We start from the raw sequence: 19,656 nt of genomic DNA on the forward strand, positions 1-19,656 counted from the left end.
ATAACCAAAAATGATACTCTTGGTCATACCCATGCTGTCGTATCGACAAGAATCAGGCTTATATCTTGCCTTTGAAAGTTTAGCTTTGAAATAATTTATAGAAACGTTGACCTTACATTCCGCATCCGAGGTATTTTATCAATTGCATTTACATGGACTTCATATATAATTCATTTTTGAAATCTACTATTTGGCTCAATCGGATGCTATATTGCCCAGTGCATTATTGGAAAAAGTAGTTTCGGTTTCGGATAAGGAATTTCCGCCCTGTACGAAATCGATGCCCCATCCACCACTATCCTCGATCGTGCAGTTTTCGATGTTCAGGTTACCGCTGCAATGGATTACGATGTTGCCCTGCCCTCCCGCGTTGTACATTTGCTTGGAACCACCGCCTGAAATCTCACAGTAGGATAATTGGTTCGCGCTGGAACTGGAATTAATACCGATACCCAACCACGTGCCCTGACCTTCGGCAGCTCCCCTGAAAACTATGGGTTCTTCGGCCGTGCCCTGGGCATTCATTGACCCTGTCGTCGGGATGCAGTCGACCCCCGGACTGCCCAGAACCATGCCTGCACCGGTCTCAAACTCCAGAATGGTACCGGCTTCGATGGTGATGGCCCTTTCCACATAGGTCTCACGACCGGACTTTTCTGTTTCGATACGGTAGGGCACCTCCAATTTTTTAATGGTAAGATCGGCTTCCGTTACCGCATTTCCTTCGATTTGAATGTACGGCCTTCCATTGCCTTCTGCATATGATGTTTCGGAATCCAATTGATCGACCTGTGGCAGATGCATCCAAAGTGGCGCCAACTCGTTGTTCACGATTTCATTTAGTTCAAAGCCCTCCAGTTCCGCATCATTGTCCAGCATGTAGATTCCGAATCCGGCACTATTCGAAATTGTCGAATTTTGGATAGTAACCCTACTTTCGCATTGTAATGTGATGTTGGCCGCGAAATCGGAAGCGTTGTATATCCCGCTGCTGCCGCCATCCGAAATATTGCAGTAAACCAACTTATTGTTCGGACTTGATGAATTGAACCCAATGCCCAGCCAGCTACCTTTTCCGGCCGTTACCCCTTTAAAGGTTATAGGGCTGTCCATCGTTCCCGTAGCATTTAAAGCCCCGGAGGTGTCAGCACAATCAGAGGCCTGTTCCCCCAATCGAAGCCCTGCGCCACCGGTAAACTCCAAAGTGTTGCCCGCAGCAATATTCAGGGTATTCTTGATACTGTATTTTTTGCTTTCCACAAATCGATAGGGAATGTTCAACAAAGGCATATTCACGATATCGTCCTCAATTTCATTCTCACGTACCTCGATGTAGTTTTTTGCGGTTCCCTGATAAACCGTTGAGGCATCCAAAGCTCCCAGCTGATTGAAGAATATAGCGACTGGGGCATTTTCATTATCCGATATCGTATTTCCGGAAAACCCTTCCAAAACACTTTCGTCCGTAAGAAAAAGGCCGTACCCATCGTTATCGGTAATCGTACAATTGACGATTGTCGCCCTAGAATTTTCATCCCGCGACAATTGAACGGCTCCTTTTTCCCCTGTTTGGCTCGAGGCAGACCGGCCTGCATGCATCACCGTTACATGTTCCAGACGGTTTTCGGGATGGTTGGAACCGAAATAAATGCCTTTCCAGACTCCATTCTTTCCCGAAGTCCCTAAAAATTTAATTGGCTCATTCTGCGTACCAACGGCCTTCAATGCACCGCCTTCACTGGTAAATATGCCGCTATCATCTCCCTCAAAGGCAATAATAACCCCAGACGCTATGGTCAGTAGGGCATTGCCTTTTACTGAAATGGCGCACTGTACCACATAATCGATTTCATCGCCGGGCAGCTTATCTTCCCAAACAGTATTCTCCAAGATTTCGTTTTGATCGCACAATGAGGTATCGGAGGTAATCACCGTAAAGGATGGACCTCTGACGGTTTCACCAAGTACGGTCACCGAAACCGTACCGGAAGTGGCATTTTCGGGGACATCGACTACCAATTGTGTTGTCGAACCGGAGTTAACCGTAGCTGCAGCGCCATTGAAAGTCACCTCATTATCGCTGCCGGTGCTACTAAAATTGGTACCTGTAATCTTTACTTCCGTTCCGACCGGCCCGCTGCTAGGGGAAATGGCGGTAATCGTTGGCACCAAGTCCACCGGGTCATCATCCACCATGGGTCCATCTCCGCCATCATTGCTACAGCTGCTTGCCATAAAACCCGCAACCGTAATGATCATAAGCAGTCTGCAAATGGATCTACGCTCTATTTTAAATACCGTTTTCATATTAAAAGTGTTTTAAAATTGGAGGAGAAACTTTGCTATGCACCAAAATTATAGTACAACCAACTCTTGGACTGACAGTCCAGAACCAAATTGTAACACTGGCGAACCAAATGATACCAAAATACTTTAGAGTTAATAGGTGGAAGGCGAAACGCCGTATCGCTCCTTAAAACACTTGGCGAAATACGAAAGATTATTAAAACCCACTTGATAGGCGATTTGAGTAACGGTATCCGCTTTTTGTCCTAACAATTGAGCCGCTCTTTTAAGCCGAAAATTGCGAAGTATGTCACGAGGGGATTCTTGGGTCAGCGCTTTTAATTTTCGATTGAGTTGGGTCTTGCTCATGGCCAGTTCCCGCTGCATTTGGGACACCCCAAAACTGGGGTCGGAGTGGTTTTTTTCCAAAAGCTCCAATACCTGATCCAAGAATTTTTTGTCTAAAGAAGAAGTTACCATCTTTTCGGGGCTTACCGTACGCTGGCTATCCGTATAGTGCTGCCATAATCTTTGCCGCTGATCGATTAGGTTGGCAACCCTTGCCGATAATTCTTTGGCACTGAAAGGTTTGGTCAGATACGCATCGGCTCCAGTCTGCAGCCCTTCGATTTTATTATGCTCGCCTGCACGTGCCGTAATCATGATTACTGGAATGTGGCTGGTCTCCAAATTGGTCTTCAGCCTTTTGCAAAGCTCCATGCCATCCATCTTCGGCATCATTAAATCGGTTATAATCAGGTCGGGCATGTCCGTGGACGCCATTTTCAGACCTTTTGCACCATCCTCGGCCTCAATGATTCGATAGTTATGCAAAAGTTGCTTTTTGATATGCTGAAGCATGTCTTCGTTATCTTCGATGATCATAAGTTTGGGCAGGTTGCGCAGATCGGTTTTGGGCAACTCGTAGGGCCTGGGCCTAACCCGATTATCTGATGTCTCGGACGTATCAATATCCATTCGGGTCTTCGGCATCTTGATTTTTTCCAAGGGAATCTGAACCGTAAAATAGGTGCCCTTGCCAGTTTCACTTGAAACAGTGATCGTTCCGTCCATGAGTTCGACCAAATCTTTTGACAGAGATAGACCGATGCCCGAGCCTTCCCTATCTCTTGTACTGCTCCCGTCAACTTGATAAAAACGGTCAAAGACAAATGGCAGTTCATTCTTGTTGATGCCAAAGCCGGAATCTGAAACTTGAATGAGCAATTCCCCATCCGCATAGGTTGCTCTAAAACCTACCATTTCATCATCATCGCTAAATTTAAAGGCATTGCTCAAGGTGTTGTAGACCACCTTTTCCAATTTATCACGGTCAAATGAAGCCCATAAAATTTGGTCGGGGACGTCGATCCGATAATCCATGTTCCGTTGTGCTGCATGAGAGTTGAAGGAAGCTGCAGCGGTCCGTAAACATTTGAACACATCGCCCTCGGTGCATTTCAAGCGTAACTTGCCTTCATCGATTTGTGACAGATCCAACATTTGGTTGACCAGACCTAAGACCTTGTTGCTGTTGCGACGTATCATCTTGATATCGTCCATATCGAGTTTTTCATCGGGATTTTGCTCTAAATGGGCAATGGGACCCTGAATCAAGGTCAAGGGCGTTCGAAACTCATGGGAAATATTGGCGAAGAAGTTGGATTTCAACTCGTTTAATTTTTGAAGTTCCCTGTTGGATCTTTGTTTGATACGGGATTGATTGTATAACAATACCGCCAGCACAAGAACCAAAAGGGCAAAGACGACGATGGCGTTCCGCTCATTTTTTCTTTTCTCTAATTGAAGGGCCTGTAATTCCTTTTCAGAGGCCAAAAGCGCTATTTCCTTGTTTTTTTGTTCGTTCTGGTATTTGGCCTCTATTTCCTCTGCAAGATCGCGCTTTTCCAAGTTATACAAGCTATCCCGAAGAGCTTCAAAGCTTAAACGCAGGTCATACGCAGTTTTATGGTCTGCTTTGGCGTAACTCACCTCTGACAAGGTCTTATAACCGTCCATTTCGGTTAAATCGGCACCGATGCCCTGAGCAATTTCGACCGCTTTTCCAGAATAGAATTCTGAGCTGTCCAGTTTTTCGAGATATAGAAATTCCTGGCCCAACGATTGACTGGCCATGGCGATCGTAATAGAGTCGCTGATTTTATTTGCAAGCACAAGTGAACGATGGTAATTTTTTACTGCCAGTGCCGATTGCTTTTTGTCGGAGTAAATGTTCCCTATGTTTTGATAGACTTGGGACATCTCTCTTATGCCGCCCAATTTACCGTAACTCCCCAGCGCCTTTTGGTACTGCTCTAGTGCCGCTTCAGGTTTGCCCTGGTTTCTAAACACATTGCCCATACCTTTAAGTACGAAGGCCCTACCCGGCAAAAAATCAAACTTTTTAAATAGGCTATCGCTCTTTGTATAGTAGGCAATGGCATCATCGGAATTGCCCAATTTCTGATGTATCAACCCAATATTCGCCATATTGATTCCCGCGTTCTTTTCATTGCCGATCTGTGTGTTCAATTTTGCGGCCTCGGTATAAGCTTTCATCGCCCTTTTGTATTCGCCCCGTTCGTTAAAGATGTTTCCTAGATTATTGTAAGAACTCGCAATACCTTCAAAATCTTCGATTTCCTTGGCGAAGTCAATGTTCTGCTTTAGATATTGCTCACTTTTGTTGAGATTCCCCTTTCGGCTGTGGGTGTTCCCCAATCCTATGAGTGCCTCACTTTTGCCCTCGCGGAATTCTATACGTTCCGTAATCGAAAGGGCCTTTTGATAGTACAATATGGCGGAGTCGTTACTGGCCCTATCGCTCAAAATATTGGCCAGGGTATTTAGAGACGACACTTCATATTTCTTCTCATGGATGGCAGAGGCAGATTTTAATGCTTCGATTGCATATTTTTCCGCCCGGACAGGGTTGTCGTAACGGTATTCATCGGCCAAAGCCAATAATATGGTCACCTTTGAAGAATCTATTGTTTCAGAATCTACCTTTCGCTCCAGACTGTCTATTTTCGACTGAGACCATGTTGCGACCGATACCAACAAAAACAAGATGATCAGTAGTTTGGCCATACCAAAGTATAATAATAATCCTTACGCAAAATGAATATATAATATAGAGGGTATTGCAGCTGCCCGTACGCCTCGCTATTCTTATCTGTGCCGCCAATAAATTTCGCTGTACTTCAAAGTGGTCGAAACTCTCCCTTGTTTTATCGGCTATCAAATGACCGATTTCATCATGCAAACCGAAAATATCGGATAAGTGACCGTCAAGGTCCCCGGACCAAAGAGGAAAGCCGTCATCGGTTCGGATCAGCTTTGCGGTTCTGTGCCTTTTCAATACTGAGGTAAGGCAGTATTGCGTTGAATTTAAATTTTGAGGAAGTATGCACGATCAACCAATGAATATTTCATCGGGGGAAGAATAGCTAAAAGATACGAATTTTTCAACACTTTAATTCTCTGCTAGGGACGTTTTTGGAAAACGAAATCGATAATTTACCGAGAATTCTACATAAAATCCAAATGCTAGCTCAAAGGTTGCGTCCCGGGTTTCCGTTGGATTTTAAGTACGTCCTACCAGTTCAGGAAGATAATCCGTAGCCGTGTATTGCGATACCGAATTTGCCTTCTTCGGAAAAAATGGGAGAACCGATCGGCAAGAGCAATTATTTTAGTTATAAAGGTTCTTGATGTCGTCTAGCATCTTATCGAGCTGCGCCCTATCGTACACCTTTGTTTTTTTGACCAACCGGTCAATATCTTCGGTAGCGCTAATATCTTCTAGGGGATTCCTGTTGAGAATTAGAAGGTCCGCCACCTTGCCTTCGCTTACGCTCCCGTACTTATCCGACAGCCCGAAATACTTTGGACCGTTGACCACCGATGTCCGCAGGGCCTCCAGCGGGGTGAGGCCGCCTTCCACAAAAATTTCGAGTTCATCGTGCAAAGCAAAGCCGGGATAGATATAGGAGTTCAGAAATCCGGCATCGGTACCGGCAATAATCATCATTCCGGATTTTTTGATCAAGGGTAATAGCCCCAGCAATTTTTGATATTTCTCCTTTCGGGACCGTACCTCTTCGGGCGAGGCCTTGTTCGCCCTATCTACCCGCCAGGCGTATGTCTTTATGATTCCCGGAGCTATGTACTGTAGCTCGGGGTCCGATAAGTGGTCGTTCTCGTCCAAATAGGAAATAATCCTGTTTCCGATCAGCGTGGGTACGATGGCCGTTCCGTTCTCGGCCAGTTGTTCGTATTTTTTCAAGGCCGTTTCCTCATCAAAATTCTTTTCGATTTGGGCCTGTGCCATGCCGCGGTCTATTTTTCCTTCCTTCAGTTCCTCAATGCTTTCGAGCTCTTTTGACGAGCCTGCTTTGAGCATATACCCCATATGCTCTATGGTGGTCAGACCTGCTTCCGACACTTTGTTCACTGGTAAGGCCAGCGGAATATGGCCCGATGTCGCATAACCCCTAGAGGTCGCCTCCCTTACACTTTTTAAAAACAGGTCGGGCGACAGGGCGTTGTCGGTAATTTTTACAAAATCGACCTGAAGTTTGTCTAGGGAGTCCAATGCCTGACTCAGTTCTTCCTCGGTTTCTATTTCCAGGTCGCCCGGCCAGATTGAATTTTTGCCTTCTAGTTTTGGCCCTGCCGTAAAGATAGTCGGTCCCTCTAAGCCTCCATTCTCAATTTGTTTCCGCCATTTCAGGACACTTGGACTTATGTCCGCGGCACAGTCCCTTATCGTGGTTATTCCGTTTGCCAAATAGAGCGGCAGCATGTTTCTATTTTCTTTGATCAGGGTGTCCGCCCCAAAATGCATGTGCATATCCCATAGTCCGGGAATCACATATTTGTCCTTGGCATTGATTATTTGGCTTCCCGTCCAGTTTTGTGTTTCGTCCAGGGATGCTATTTTCGCGATGGTGTCGCCATTGATGCCGATGTTTTGCTTTTCAATAATAGCGCCGGTTTCCGTATTGACAATATTCGCATCTTGGATCAGGATATCAAAATTCAGGGATTTTTCCTGCTCGCAGGATAGTAAAAGGATGCTTCCGATCAAGAAGGGATAAATGGCTTTCATAGGCGATCTTTACAGTTTAATAATTTTATTCAGCTCCGGCTTTTTCTAAAATAGCCACAATGTCGTTAAAACCTCTTTCCTTCGCATGCTGTAAGGGGCTAATTCCATTCCCGTCCGGAATGTTGACATTACACCCCGCATCGACCAGTAGTTGCACGATATGGGTATGGGTTTGGGCCCCGTTGCCCAGAACAATGGCCTCCATTAGGGCGGTCCACCCCAGATTGTTTACATGGTCGATAGGATAGTCGTCGATTTTCAACAGTTCCTTGACCACATCGGTATGCCCGCGCTCACAGGCTGGAATCAGGGCCGTACCCCCGTATCGGTTCAATACCATATGGTCCGCCTCACCGGTAGCAAGACAAGTCTTGAGAATTTCCGGATAACCTAAGGCCCCGGCGTGCAGAAGGGGACTTTCCAACCGGTTGTCTTGGGCATTTACATCGGCCCCGGCCTCTATGAGCATTTTCGCTGCCTCTACATTGTTTTCATAGGTAGCGACCATCAAGGCCGTTCTTTGGTCGGAATCCCTCGCATCGATGGTAACCCGTTTGTTCAAAAGGACTTGAAGCTTTTCGGTGTCGTTCCCTTTAGCGGCCTTGATGACTTCCATTTCCATTTTATCCCCTGTTTTATTTGATTTTTGCGCGCATCCGGTCAGCGCGTTGAACAAGGCAAAGAAAGATAGGATTAAAGAAATAGGTTTCATAAAATATCAACGAATTTAGTTTTCAGTCATACTTCGGCAATTTAGTAAGATAAGAAAAGTTTTATTCTCATAACAATTGCCAAAACTAATTCTAATGACATTTTCCTAAGATAGGTTTAATATTATTTCTCCTAATTTTGGGACCATAATTGCATTATACCACTTTGCTTATATTGAATACACCAGACCATTCCATTTATGGTAAGTAATACAATTGACAGAATAGATGCATGGTTATTGCTAAAATGGGCCAGCCCGAACAACAGCGACGATACTGCCAACGAAATTAAACGTGCCTGTTTATCGGATATTTTTTTCGACCGGAAACCTTCGTAAAGGTTGGTAAACAAATAGCCTCTAAAAAAAGTTTCTTCCAAGATGGCTACGAGAAACATTTTAAAAGCAAAAGGAATTGCCAACTGAGGTTTCGGCATTGAAATAGATTCGGAAATGGATAGGATATCCGTTTTCTTTCCGATCAATAGCATTAAAATAACCGAGACAATACCAATTGATAGACCTATTACCAAATGAACAAGGGCTTCACTGTTGAATTTTAAACCATACTTCTCGGGTATCGATGGAAGGTCTCGGCCTCCTAAAAAACCGATTGTTCATCTCAATCTTCTTATTTTGGCCTTGAACGTCAACCAAGGCCTCGTGCAAAATAATCGTTGGCACTTAAAATTTTCCGTATATTTAGTAGTCAACTACTTAGCATTGAATATCATTCCACATACTCCCAGTCCAATTTTAAAATCCGCCGTCCGACAGATGTGGATCGTTGAAGAGGAAAGCGGTATCGAGATAGAAGTAAACTCATTTCCCGTCGGATACCCGTTCATCAATGTGATCAGTTCGGATAAATTCATTCTTCGAGGTAGCCACGACGAGGTTTTGAAAACCAATAGTTATCTCGTCGGTCAGACCCTTTCCCCTTTTTCACTATATATGAAATTGATAAAAAGGGCGATTACGATACAATTGGTTCCCAGTGCTATTCCCTCCCTCTTCGGGCTAAACGCCCATGAGTTTTTCGAAAAGCGCATTTCACTGGCCGATTTGTCAACCGATCTTGCCCATCGACTTGAAGACCTGATCGAAAGCAATCTTTCAAGCCGCGAAGTGCTATCCAAGACGGACAGCTATCTTTCCCGGTGCATCAAGAATAACGAGGATGAGCCTAGGATGCATCGTGCGTTGCAGCTATTAATAGAGACCGCGGGAGGCCTGAAAATGAAAGAACTCGCTTTTGAGCTAAACCTTTCCCAAAGAAGGATGCAGCAGCTTTTCAAAGAAAATATTGGAGTTCCTGGGAAGTCCTACGCCAGGATTATCAAATTACAGCATCACACCTTCAAACTATTGCAAAATGACACCATAGAGCAAATAGTTCCCGACGGCTATTTTGACCAATCACATTTTATTCATGATCTGAAGGGCCAAACAGGAATGTTGCCCGATACGTTCAAAACCTATATAAACGACCCTTCGAAAAAAAGAGCATACTATTTTTCAAATATTTATTTTGGATATGAGGGGATATCATAGTGTTTTGGGGGCTTTTGAACCACTATGACGTATCCACCTTTAATTCTCAATTTTTGGCGAGCGGTGCTTTGGGGTGTCCGGCTTGATTTGGCACAAGCGGTCATTGACGTTCTTCAAAAGGTACGACCGTTCCTTTTTCGATATATTTTTTGAGGCTGTTCAGCAATATGGCCCAGCAGAACGAAGACCTTCTAAAATGATGGTTGCATTTCGGCCATGATTTATGTGAAAACTTCAGGAGAACGCCTTTGGCAGTATCCTCGAGATCAAAACTGAAGGAAGTTCCTTTCCAATCCGCATCCGCTTGGGTCATCTTTATTTGAAAAGCGACATTTGGATTGCAGGCAATTACCTTCCCATACCAGTCAAACTCCGGTGTGAAGTAGAAATTATAGGATGCCCCGACTTCCGGTTCGCCCTCACAGCGTAAAGGCCACCAGTTTATGAGATGATCGGGCAAAGTTATCTTTTCAAAAACTTCCCGGGCGGGGGCTTTGATGTTCAGATCGTGGTAGATGCTAAAGTCTTTGGTTACTGCCATTTTAGCATTTTTAAGTTACTTTCTATCCGTTGCCCGGTCATCTTATCGTAAACGGTATCATTGGGCTGCCAGGGTCCACCTTTCATGTTGTCAACCTACATTTGTTGGGCGAATGAGATACATAGGCCGATATAAAGAACTTACATTGTTGCATTGGATACTGTAATGTACAAAGTGTCGGTTGTTTTTTTATCCGGAAGGATAGCGGTCGATCAGTTTTTTGAATACAGCCCTACACGGTTTCCCTCGGTATCCTTGAAAATCCCGAAAAAGCCCATTCCAGGACCCAAGGCTGTTTTCGGAAACAGCTCTTTTCCACCCGCATCGGATACGCGATCTAGAAATGGCTGCAAGTCGTCCCCGGTCTGTAAATATACCAAGGTGCCATTTTCGGATGGCTCGAGCCATTCGGCCTTGATAATCGTGCCGCCAATCCCTTCTTTCGCATTGTATTTAAAGATTGCCATTCTAGCTCCCTGAAAATCCATGACCTGCATATCATACCCCATTACGGCATTGTAGAATTGTAACGCCCGGTCAAAATCGACGACCGGGATTTGAAAATTTTGGATGGCATTTTTCATAGGTTCATTGGTTTTTAGTTATGATATGACCTCCATTTACAGTGATATAGATGTTACGAATCACTTTAGGTTCAATTAGGAACTTTCTAAAACCGAAAATAATACTAGGATGTTTATCCGTATTGTAAAAAAGCGAAAAAATCGAATATCGGAGGTGGAACTAGCGAAGGATGCATCCATCCTCTGGCAGAACGGTTCAAAACAGTCTCTAATTTAAGATAATGTGATCGCCAATAGTGATGACATTTTACATTTTATACGATATCCAATAAAACAACCTTTAAATATTCTCAGATGAAATCACAAACCGTCCACCTGATTTTAATGCTACTACTGATGTCTGCATGTGGAAACCGAAACTCGGCCCAACCCGATCCGGAAGATGAATATCGCCGTACCGAAGCCTCCTACGAACCTGAATCAAGGTCCGGTTTCTTTGACAGTTTTAATAAAAAGAAACTGATGTCCAACCAGTTTCGAGACGCTAGAACAGGGCTTGTAGTGAGCAGCTCGAACTATCCATCAGATTGGAAGGTTATTTCTTCCGAAGGACGTTTTGACACTTTCGTATTTAAATATAAGAAAAGAGTACCAAAACAGTATGAATCGATTTGAATTTAAATGGTTTTATAATCTGTGTGATTTATCCGGGGGCATTTGTCAGCGTGTACCTATAAATGAGTGCAATAATTCGAAATCTCTAGGAATAATCGGCCCTTAAATATGGGAGGAGGTCATTTTATTCTTTACGTAGCAATATCCAAAAAATACCTAGAAAAATTTCATTTTATATTCTGTAGCTTTTATGCTCTAAACACTATTTGTTCATCATTTGATTTTTATCATGTACTTGATTTATTGTTTTTGGATTGTCTGATTTGAAATTCATTATTAAGAAGGCCATTCGGGGCTTTGACCAGAGTAGGTAATTACGAACAGTATATCCTTAATTTTTTCCGCTGTAAATAAATTCTTTATATCTTGATTATCGGGCATTGAAAGTTGCCATTTACCCTCGGGATTATGACCGGTAATGGGAATCCAACTGCTGCCGTTACCACGTCTGGTACTAACAATCCCATCAATGGGCGTGGCCTCTCCACCCATGGTATTTCCATTTTGGATAAAAGTAAGTTCCGCTTTTAGCATTTCGGATAATTTTTCGTCTGATATGAAATACAAAAGGATCTGTGATATATTCAAACCCTTGCTGTTTGCGGAGAAATCTGCTCTCATTGTTTCAAACGCAACGCTCATAGGGGTATCCGTGAGATCCGGATTGTTCAGATCGTACCAGGCGTCGGCAAATTCCTGACGGAAGCTGAAGGCCCTGTCGGCTTCAAGGTATCGATCTAATTCCTGTTCTACTTGTTTCTTATACGTCGCATTGTACAGGGCCGTATATTCGATGGTGAAAATTACGTCCGCAATGCTGTTGTAATCCATATTGTTGGAGGCTTTTGGCAGACTGAACTCCCATCGGGTATCGACCCCATTTCCCTCAAAAGGCAGCAGCATTTCCGGATTGGGATTTAGCTCAAAAATACCGCTCGCGTTAGATGGAGAGGTAAATGAAATCGTTTCAGGCTCTCTGCGGATAACCTTCTTTTGAAATATGTCATGACCAATGACTACCCGGGAAATCCCCGTAGATTGCAATGTGGCACTTATGCCCTCAACTGGGGGAACCAAAGCGATCAATGAAACCCTGACCCGCTTGATCAGGCGCAGATACTGCCCCGGAAAACGACGGTCGAAGAGTTCTTGGGGTGTATCAAAAGGCAATACGCCGCTTTCACGGAACTGCTGAAAAGCAAAGGGATCCAATCGTGCCAGAGAAATGTTCACACTTAATTGCTGTTTTCGTTCTTCCGTATCAAAGGCATATTGATCCAGTCTATAAAGATCCTGCATTAAGCGCGCTGATCCGGTCAGCCCCAAACGATCAGTAGATCCATTTTCTTCAAAGGCCGAAGATTGTGCACTACCCTCTATAGCGTTCCAATAATTATTTTGGATGTAGCCCGCTATCCCTTCCTGTCGTTCAAAAGCCAATTGGCGTTCCGCCGTAAATGCTATTGCGGTGGCCTGTTGTAGGAAAAAGGCATATACCTTCCGTAGGATACCGCTCATCCACCGGTAAAGGTCGGCATTTAAATCTTTGTTCACCAAAAAGTCGAGCGTGGTCTCGGCATGGTCTGTTTGCAGTACCGCAATGCTCCGCTCTTGATCGGTTATCTCCAATGAGCTTTCTGCAATTTGTATTTGCTGACGACCTATTCTTGTATCCTGCTCCGCTAATTGTTTGGCAAAACGCCATTCCTGTTCGCGACGCTCGTAGCTTGCGTAAGTCGATTTAATGTTCGCTTCCGTCTGAACAATACCACTTGGGCTTTTGCTTGCGCTTACTCCAAGAGGAAAACTAACGCTTATGCTATCAGGTAATAATTGGGAGTATCTCATCAGTTCAAGAGCTTGTTTTTCATTTTGAAGCAAACCTTTGATAATTAGATTTTGATAGTGACCTACTTGAATCTCTGCGCTGTCTTTTTGCAGTTCGGCAAGCGTAACACTTTCCACGGCCTGATCTACCCGCAAATCCTGCAAGCGCACTCCTGCTTTTGAGAGATCAAGATCTTGTCTGGCCTTTAACTGGCTGTATAACTCTGCCTCCTTGCCCTGAAGGGCAGAGAGATAAGCAGACTCTATCTGTTGCGCCAAATTGGCAAACTCCTTTGCGCGGTTCATAAGAACGCTGTAGCGATACAAGGTCGGAGGCTGACTGGAGGTGCTGGGCAAGGTTATCTTCCCGGAGGCACCTATTGAGGGCAGCGAGCCGTCCACTCCTATGGAGGTTTCGTAAAATTCGACTTCCCGCTGTAACCCCGCAATGTTTCTACAGGTGCGCAATTTTTCAAGATTAAGGGAAGCCCGCATCCTAAGCCGATCCAAAACGGGATTGGCAGGGATACAAAAAGAAAAGTTGGCTTTTGTAACATAATCGGTGGGGCCGAAATCAAGGGTGTCCGATACCTCGGGAATTTCAAAGTCTCTTCCGCTTCCGTTTATAAAGACCGTATTTCTAATATCGGTCAAAGGCCCTGCGAATCTTTCATGGGTGGAAAGCAAATCGAATGTTTTCCATCGGCTTTTTTGATTTTTTGCGGCTACCTCTTTATACGTATCGGTGGTTTGCCCCTCGATATTTTCATTGACCAGTTCCTTGATTTTTGCGATCTTGACATCTTCGGACAGGTCGGCCTCATATACGGTAACGGTATCTTCCGCCAAAGCCGCTACCTTATTTTTGGATAATTGCTTTAGGGCAGGTTTCAACATTCCATAATAGAAATCCCGGTCATCGGGATCATCGATGGCATTGAGTATATCGATAACCAAATCATTGCACTCCGTTTCTTCCTTTTTGAGCACTTCATGTTCCATAAGTTCCAGAGCGGTGACATATAGCGTACGGGCTTTGGCCAGCGATTCCGGGGTATCGTAGGTGAACTGCTCATCGGCGTATTCGATAAGGCACTCTATTAAGCCATATAAAGTAAATTTTAAATAAGCATTTTTCCTGGAACTGGCTATACTATGTGGATTCAATGGGTCTTCGAACCAATCGTCCGAACGGTTAAAATCCTGGGATTCCGCAGTGCCCCGCTCTAAAAAAGAATGGGGATAAACTTGCTTTTGATTAGATTGCGGAAGCCCATAATCATATACACTTCGGTACCAATCCAGTGACGCTTCAAAGTAGCCATTTTCCTGTAAGGTCTGGGCGACCAGTATTGGAACAAAATAATAAGCTTCGGCGAGGTAATCCAAATTACTCCATGGAATGTGTCTGGATACCCTGTTCGCTATATTAAAAAGATAGGAAAGTTGAATTTTATTATTTCTTTCAACCGAAGACATGGCTGAAGTAGCCATATTCGTTATGGAGTAATACTTCACTTGTTCCGGAATCATTATAATTGTATGATCAAAGTCCCCATTGGCATATTTTCCTGCATACAGACCAAAAGAATTGTCCCCTAAATGTTTTTGGTAAACCAAAATGTTATCTTCGGAAGATCCATCCAATGGTGGAATTATTGCTAGACCTGAATCAGTTTCTTGTTTTACTCCTCCCGCAAGGCTTTTTACATATACTTTGCGACTGACCGAACCTGATCTACGCACACCCCAAAATACATGCTGAAAATCCGTTCCGTAAACTGAATTAATATCATTGCTATTTATCGAAATAAGCTGGTTAATTTCAAGGTTCACTTTGCTCCCGGGGATGGTAATTGTTGCTATTTCATGGTTCAATTTTTCAAAAGCTTGTTTTTCGAAATGATCTAGTTGATTCGCAGGAACCATATCTTTTGTCAGCTTTATGGTCCTGCCCGTCCCATATCTTTTAACCTCGTACTTTAAAATTTGAATGGTTGCTGTTCCCCTAAGGATAAGTGTGATTTCAGAATCTCGTTCGAAAGCTGCTTCCAATCTTCCCCCAATTGATTTGGCGTATCGCCCGCCGCCAATTAGGACTTTAAGGTAGAAGGGTATTCTTATATTGTTTATAGAGATTCTAGTGCTAAAAGATAACTCGTCACCCACAGTTTGTTCGTCTAGGGTAATTTTAATGTTTTGATTTATTATGTCTCGAGAATATATAAGTTGCCAATCTTCGTCTTTGGACCATCCGTTTGCGGAGTCATTAAGGCTACGTTGATAAATTTCATTGTTATTTAAGCTTTGAACGATAATTTTAGGTGGTACTGAAGATATTGTCCTTTGCACTACGCGGACACTAACATCTTTCATGTAATCTTCTAGATCCAAGGTGATAAGGGGTTTGGGTTTGCCCAAATCTTCAATGGAATAATGTTTGACGCCCAGTTTAAGTCTCCCTTCGGAATAATCCCTTTTCAAGAAAAAAATACAGATTCTATTCTCACCTTCGATTGGGTTGAAATAATTCACTCCTACTACATCGCCGTCAGACTGAGTATCTGGTAGCGGTTGCCAATAGCTTTGTGCATAATCAAAGTTTGCAGCTTTGGGATTATATGCGGACCAATATAAATTTCGGCCGGGATATTTAGGACGTGCAAATGTAAAAAGCAGTTTTTTAGCCCTTGGTAAGTTAGTATTGTCCTTAATTCCCGTATATGCCCAACAACTTGCTTCCACAATTAAATTACAAACACTCTCAAAATAGTCGCGATACTCTATTGCGAATTCGGACGCTTTTTCAGGATCAATGTTTGCCGAGGAATTGATGCTTTCAAGAATCTTGTAAAACCCAGAGGTTTTCCTTACCCTAAGATTGGGTCGTAGTACATTTTCAGGAAATAGATACACTGCCGTGGCCGCCTTCCAGGTTGCGTAGGAGCCCATCCATTTCCAATCGGTATCAAAACTGTCCGGCAATGCTTTAAAATCGGCCACCGAGGCGTCCAACTGTCCCGTTCTGATTGAAAAAACTAAATTTTGCAAGGTGGTGATGGCCTGGGATACACGGGTCGTCATGGCACAGCCGCTCGTTCGGGCATCGATCTGCAGTTGTTCGGTCACCCATTCTGCTTTTTCTTCAAGTGTGGTTCCTTCTGCATTGGATATTCCTATTAGTGCATCCCGCAAAGAGGGCAGCATTTGCTCTTCAACGGTTCCGACGGTAGATTCCAGTGCCATGGACAAAGTTTCTTTTTGATCCAGCCGGGCCTTCAAGGTGTTTTCCCATAATCTTCTTTGTTCTGGGCTCAGCAACCATTGTAAAGCAGGTTCTTCCTCGATTGCTACTGTAAAATCCCTTCGTTTGAACACAAAAAAGTCGGGCGAAAGCGTAATGGATGCATCTTTCTCTTCCCGCTTCCATTCCTCGAACTTGGATTGCTTTTTTGCCCTGACCGCAATGTGATGGATGCTATCCCATTGCGAATCGGATACATCATTACTTGCTTCCAAAGCTTTAATGGATTTGACAATTATATTAAATCCGGGATACGCTATTCCACGACCATCCAAGAAATCAGAAATATCATGGCCTTCCCCAAAAAGGGCGTGCACCTCTGTGATTTCGGTTCGAGATGTTGACAAAGCTTCCTGAAGAATTTCATCCAACCCATTCAAATCTTTGGGCTTGCCCTGCATTTCTTGCTTAAAGCGGGAGACGAAGCCTTTACGTTGCCGTTGCAATGTGAGCGCAGGACCGGTGGATTTGATTTCGCTTGAATACACAAGATCAGGATCAATAATCGGGTAGTCCCTTCCGCCTTCCAAGGGATGGTCTTGGTCTAACCAAACTTGGCTGAGCTTATCATACTGCCACGTTAAATAGGAGGGTTCACCCTCCATGATTTGCAGGGGTTTATCGGTAGTCTTTAATCCGAACACTCTTTGTAGCGAGAATTCAGTAAGGCTTTGACGAATTAAAAGCAGGTTACTGCCCTGTAGCCTGACAGGAAGAATACCCAATCGTTCGGCAAGCGTTTCCCGTAATTGGACATCGGAGTCCGCAAGTTGTACTTCTTCGTAGGAAGCGCCCAATTGTTGTAACAGCAAGGTATAGGTCTCAAAAACGTAATCCTTTATGGCCTTTGAAAGACTCCCACTATCCTGCGGTGGGTTTTGATCTAAGTAATGCCGTAATACCTCCACGCATATACGTACCTTACGAACTTCTGCGGTCATAAAGGAACAGGAGTTGGGAAACCGGTCGAACGGCTGATGAAACCGCTCATGTAAAAACTCCAAGGTCAACTGCTCAGATCCCTTTAAATCCAGATGAGTGGTGATATAATCCATTAAATCTGCGAGATAGGCATTGGGGCTAAGGGCATGGTTACAACCACAATTGCATTTGGGTTCCGGTAGGATGTCAAGAATATCCTCCCTAATTTCAGGGAATTCGTTAGTGTTTGCGTTCCTGTCAATTTCAAGCACCGCTCCGGTCATCGCAGAATCCAAATAAGTTGTCGCGGCACGTGAAGCGTTTGCCAATTGCAGGGCCCTAGTCTTACCCAGGTTTCCTTTATTATGTTCTACGAATTTATGCTTGGGGGTATCCGCAATTTGCAATGGGGAAGCGTATCCATTATCGATCAGTGCCTTTGATATAGTGATATCATCGCTTACGACGCTTAAATCGGCGTAGGCCTTTAACTTGTGAATGGTTTCTTCACCAAAGTCATTGGAAAGGCTCTCCAACTGTCCGTTCGTGCCCAGTTTGCGAAAGTCGTTAAATGTTTTTACTTCCAGTTCCTCCAGCTTTCCTAGCAGGTCTCCGGAGATATCAAAGTCCGTCTCATCGTTTAGATCGGTCAAAAGTTTATTCTCCCCTGGTAATTCCGGTTTTGGCGGTTCGGGGATGGAAACCTTAAATTCCAAAGTATCAACCTGGCCACTTGCAATTTCTTTTTGGAGTATTTCCTCGCCATTAAGGTCATAAACCCTTAACAATAGAGCATTATCCGTTCCGGGTTCCTCGGAAGAGGTGATATACGGAACCGTAAAATTACCCTGCTGGTTGGTTTGGGTAGTGTGAAATAGTGTATTTTCAGATTCGGAATCAAAAGCTTTTACACCATACCCTATTGCGGGGTTTCCATTTTTATCATCGACAAGTTTCCCTTTGAGCAGATGTTCAAAAAGCAAGCCTTGGGTCTTCCTTAGCCCATCGAGCTGTTCCAAAATGTTTTCTAGATTCTCAAGTAGGGTCGCGGGTACGATAAAGCGCTCAACAGCAGCATGTAATTTATTGCTGAGTTCTTTGTTATCCAGCTCTAGCAATTTGCCCAACTTAATATGGATGCTATTCTCCTCACGCATTACACCGGCATCTTCCCTGGCCCAACCGTAGAATGCCTCTGGAGGAATGTCCGTCTCTTCGGAAAGTTTAATCGACTGTACCAGAAACGAGATACTTTGCGCTCCCGCAGGAAATTGATGCTCAAATTCCGTAATCTCACTCTCATGAACCAAAAAATTGACTTCTTCATCGGTCAAACTGGACAAAGCAGCACCGTCCAGCAGGGGATTGAGCATGGCAACGAGGCGCTCGTATTCGGAAGGTCGGGTAGGCTCGGCTTCCCGAACGATAAGGTTTACCTCTTCTACCTGCTTCGCATTAAAGATGATTTCTTTCCGCTCGGAGTTTGCCTGTATAAGGGTACCTATCTCGTTGAATACCTGGACCGTAAGATCGGCCCGGTTTTTTTCGGCTTTTTTAAAATCGTCTGAAGTATATGATATCTGGTAGTTGCCATCGACTTTTGTTGTGGCTTCGCCCAACAATTCCCTGCTGCGCAAGTCGCGGTCATAGGCACGGACCAAAAGACCTCCGGCAGGTTCTCCGTTGGCGAGTTTAACGTTACCGAATACAGCAAAGGCCTCAATCGTTTTTGGATCGTCAGATTCGCTAATTGGCTCCAGTGATACCGTGGCACCTGCATCCTCTAATATTCTCTTATAACGCGATGCCGATTTACTATCCAGATTGTCGCCGACCATTCCCAGCTCGTCAACTATCTTTTTTGACTCCTTAAGCCCCAGACCAGTAAGGTCACGGACGGCTTTAATCACCTGAATTTTTTGGGTACCATAAGAAATTAAACGAACCAGAAATAGCTCCTCCTCAGTCTTGACTTCCTCTATTTCAACAACCGCACCTACTTCCCGAAGTTTTCGGGCATAGTCTGCTGCCGATTCTTGAAAGAGACCTTCTAAAACCACGCCTCCTGAACGGGCAAGTTCTTCAATTCTCTCTGTGCTTTCAGTACCTAACATACGCTTTAGCATTGCCATAATTGCCCGAAGCGTATTTCGTTTTGCGGGTTGGATTGTTATTTTGAATGTTTTCATGATTTTGTTTTTA

The 19,656-nt window shown here is 44.1% G+C and carries 10 protein-coding genes; 2 read left to right on the forward strand and 8 right to left on the reverse strand.

Annotation, left to right across the window (positions count from 1 at the left end; all coding sequences use genetic code 11):
- Window positions 1-195: 195 nt before the first annotated feature.
- The 5 genes from RQM65_RS00435 to RQM65_RS18880 all read right to left on the reverse strand — a co-directional run bounded on the left by RQM65_RS00435 (window position 196) and on the right by RQM65_RS18880 (window position 8,599).
- The gene (locus RQM65_RS00435) at window positions 196-2,307 is read right to left on the reverse strand and encodes an IPT/TIG domain-containing protein (protein ID WP_314011932.1); all 2,112 of its coding nucleotides are present in this window, start codon (window positions 2,305-2,307) and stop codon (window positions 196-198) included.
- A gap of 132 nt (window positions 2,308-2,439) precedes the next feature.
- On the reverse strand, window positions 2,440-5,376 hold the full coding sequence (locus tag RQM65_RS00440) for a hybrid sensor histidine kinase/response regulator transcription factor (RefSeq protein ID WP_314011933.1): 2,937 nt from the start codon (window positions 5,374-5,376) through the stop codon (window positions 2,440-2,442).
- Between the two features lie 604 nt (window positions 5,377-5,980).
- Window positions 5,981-7,399, reverse strand: coding sequence for an amidohydrolase family protein (locus RQM65_RS00445; protein ID WP_314011934.1), 1,419 nt, complete (start codon window positions 7,397-7,399; stop codon window positions 5,981-5,983).
- 25 nt (window positions 7,400-7,424) lie between these two features.
- Complete coding sequence (locus RQM65_RS00450) at window positions 7,425-8,111, reverse strand: ankyrin repeat domain-containing protein (RefSeq protein ID WP_314011935.1); 687 nt, start codon at window positions 8,109-8,111, stop codon at window positions 7,425-7,427.
- 131 nt (window positions 8,112-8,242) lie between these two features.
- Window positions 8,243-8,599, reverse strand: coding sequence for a CPBP family intramembrane glutamic endopeptidase (locus RQM65_RS18880; protein WP_432279854.1), 357 nt, complete (start codon window positions 8,597-8,599; stop codon window positions 8,243-8,245).
- Between the two features lie 172 nt (window positions 8,600-8,771).
- Here RQM65_RS18880 and RQM65_RS00455 point away from each other — a divergent pair, with 172 nt between their 5' ends.
- A complete protein-coding gene (locus tag RQM65_RS00455; RefSeq protein ID WP_314011936.1) occupies window positions 8,772-9,662 on the forward strand; it encodes a helix-turn-helix domain-containing protein in 891 nt (296 codons plus the stop codon).
- Between the two features lie 100 nt (window positions 9,663-9,762).
- Here RQM65_RS00455 and RQM65_RS00460 read toward each other — a convergent pair whose 3' ends face one another.
- Window positions 9,763-10,203, reverse strand: a complete 441-nt coding sequence (locus tag RQM65_RS00460) for an SRPBCC domain-containing protein (RefSeq protein ID WP_314011937.1) — start codon at window positions 10,201-10,203, stop codon at window positions 9,763-9,765.
- 212 nt (window positions 10,204-10,415) lie between these two features.
- Entirely contained in the window at window positions 10,416-10,787 is a 372-nt protein-coding gene (locus RQM65_RS00465; RefSeq protein ID WP_314011938.1) for a VOC family protein, read from the reverse strand.
- Between the two features lie 294 nt (window positions 10,788-11,081).
- Here RQM65_RS00465 and RQM65_RS00470 point away from each other — a divergent pair, with 294 nt between their 5' ends.
- The gene (locus RQM65_RS00470; protein WP_314011939.1) at window positions 11,082-11,402 is read left to right on the forward strand and encodes a hypothetical protein; all 321 of its coding nucleotides are present in this window, start codon (window positions 11,082-11,084) and stop codon (window positions 11,400-11,402) included.
- Between the two features lie 276 nt (window positions 11,403-11,678).
- On the opposite strand, the gene RQM65_RS00475 is transcribed toward RQM65_RS00470, so the two are convergent.
- Window positions 11,679-19,643 carry a ribosomal protein L7/L12 gene (locus tag RQM65_RS00475; protein WP_314011940.1) on the reverse strand — a complete coding sequence of 2,655 codons (7,965 nt, stop codon included), beginning with the start codon at window positions 19,641-19,643 and terminating at the stop codon, window positions 11,679-11,681.
- Window positions 19,644-19,656 lie beyond the last annotated feature (13 nt).

It is taken from the genome of Pricia mediterranea, from assembly GCF_032248455.1.
In the GTDB taxonomy this organism is placed as follows: domain Bacteria; phylum Bacteroidota; class Bacteroidia; order Flavobacteriales; family Flavobacteriaceae; genus Pricia; species Pricia mediterranea.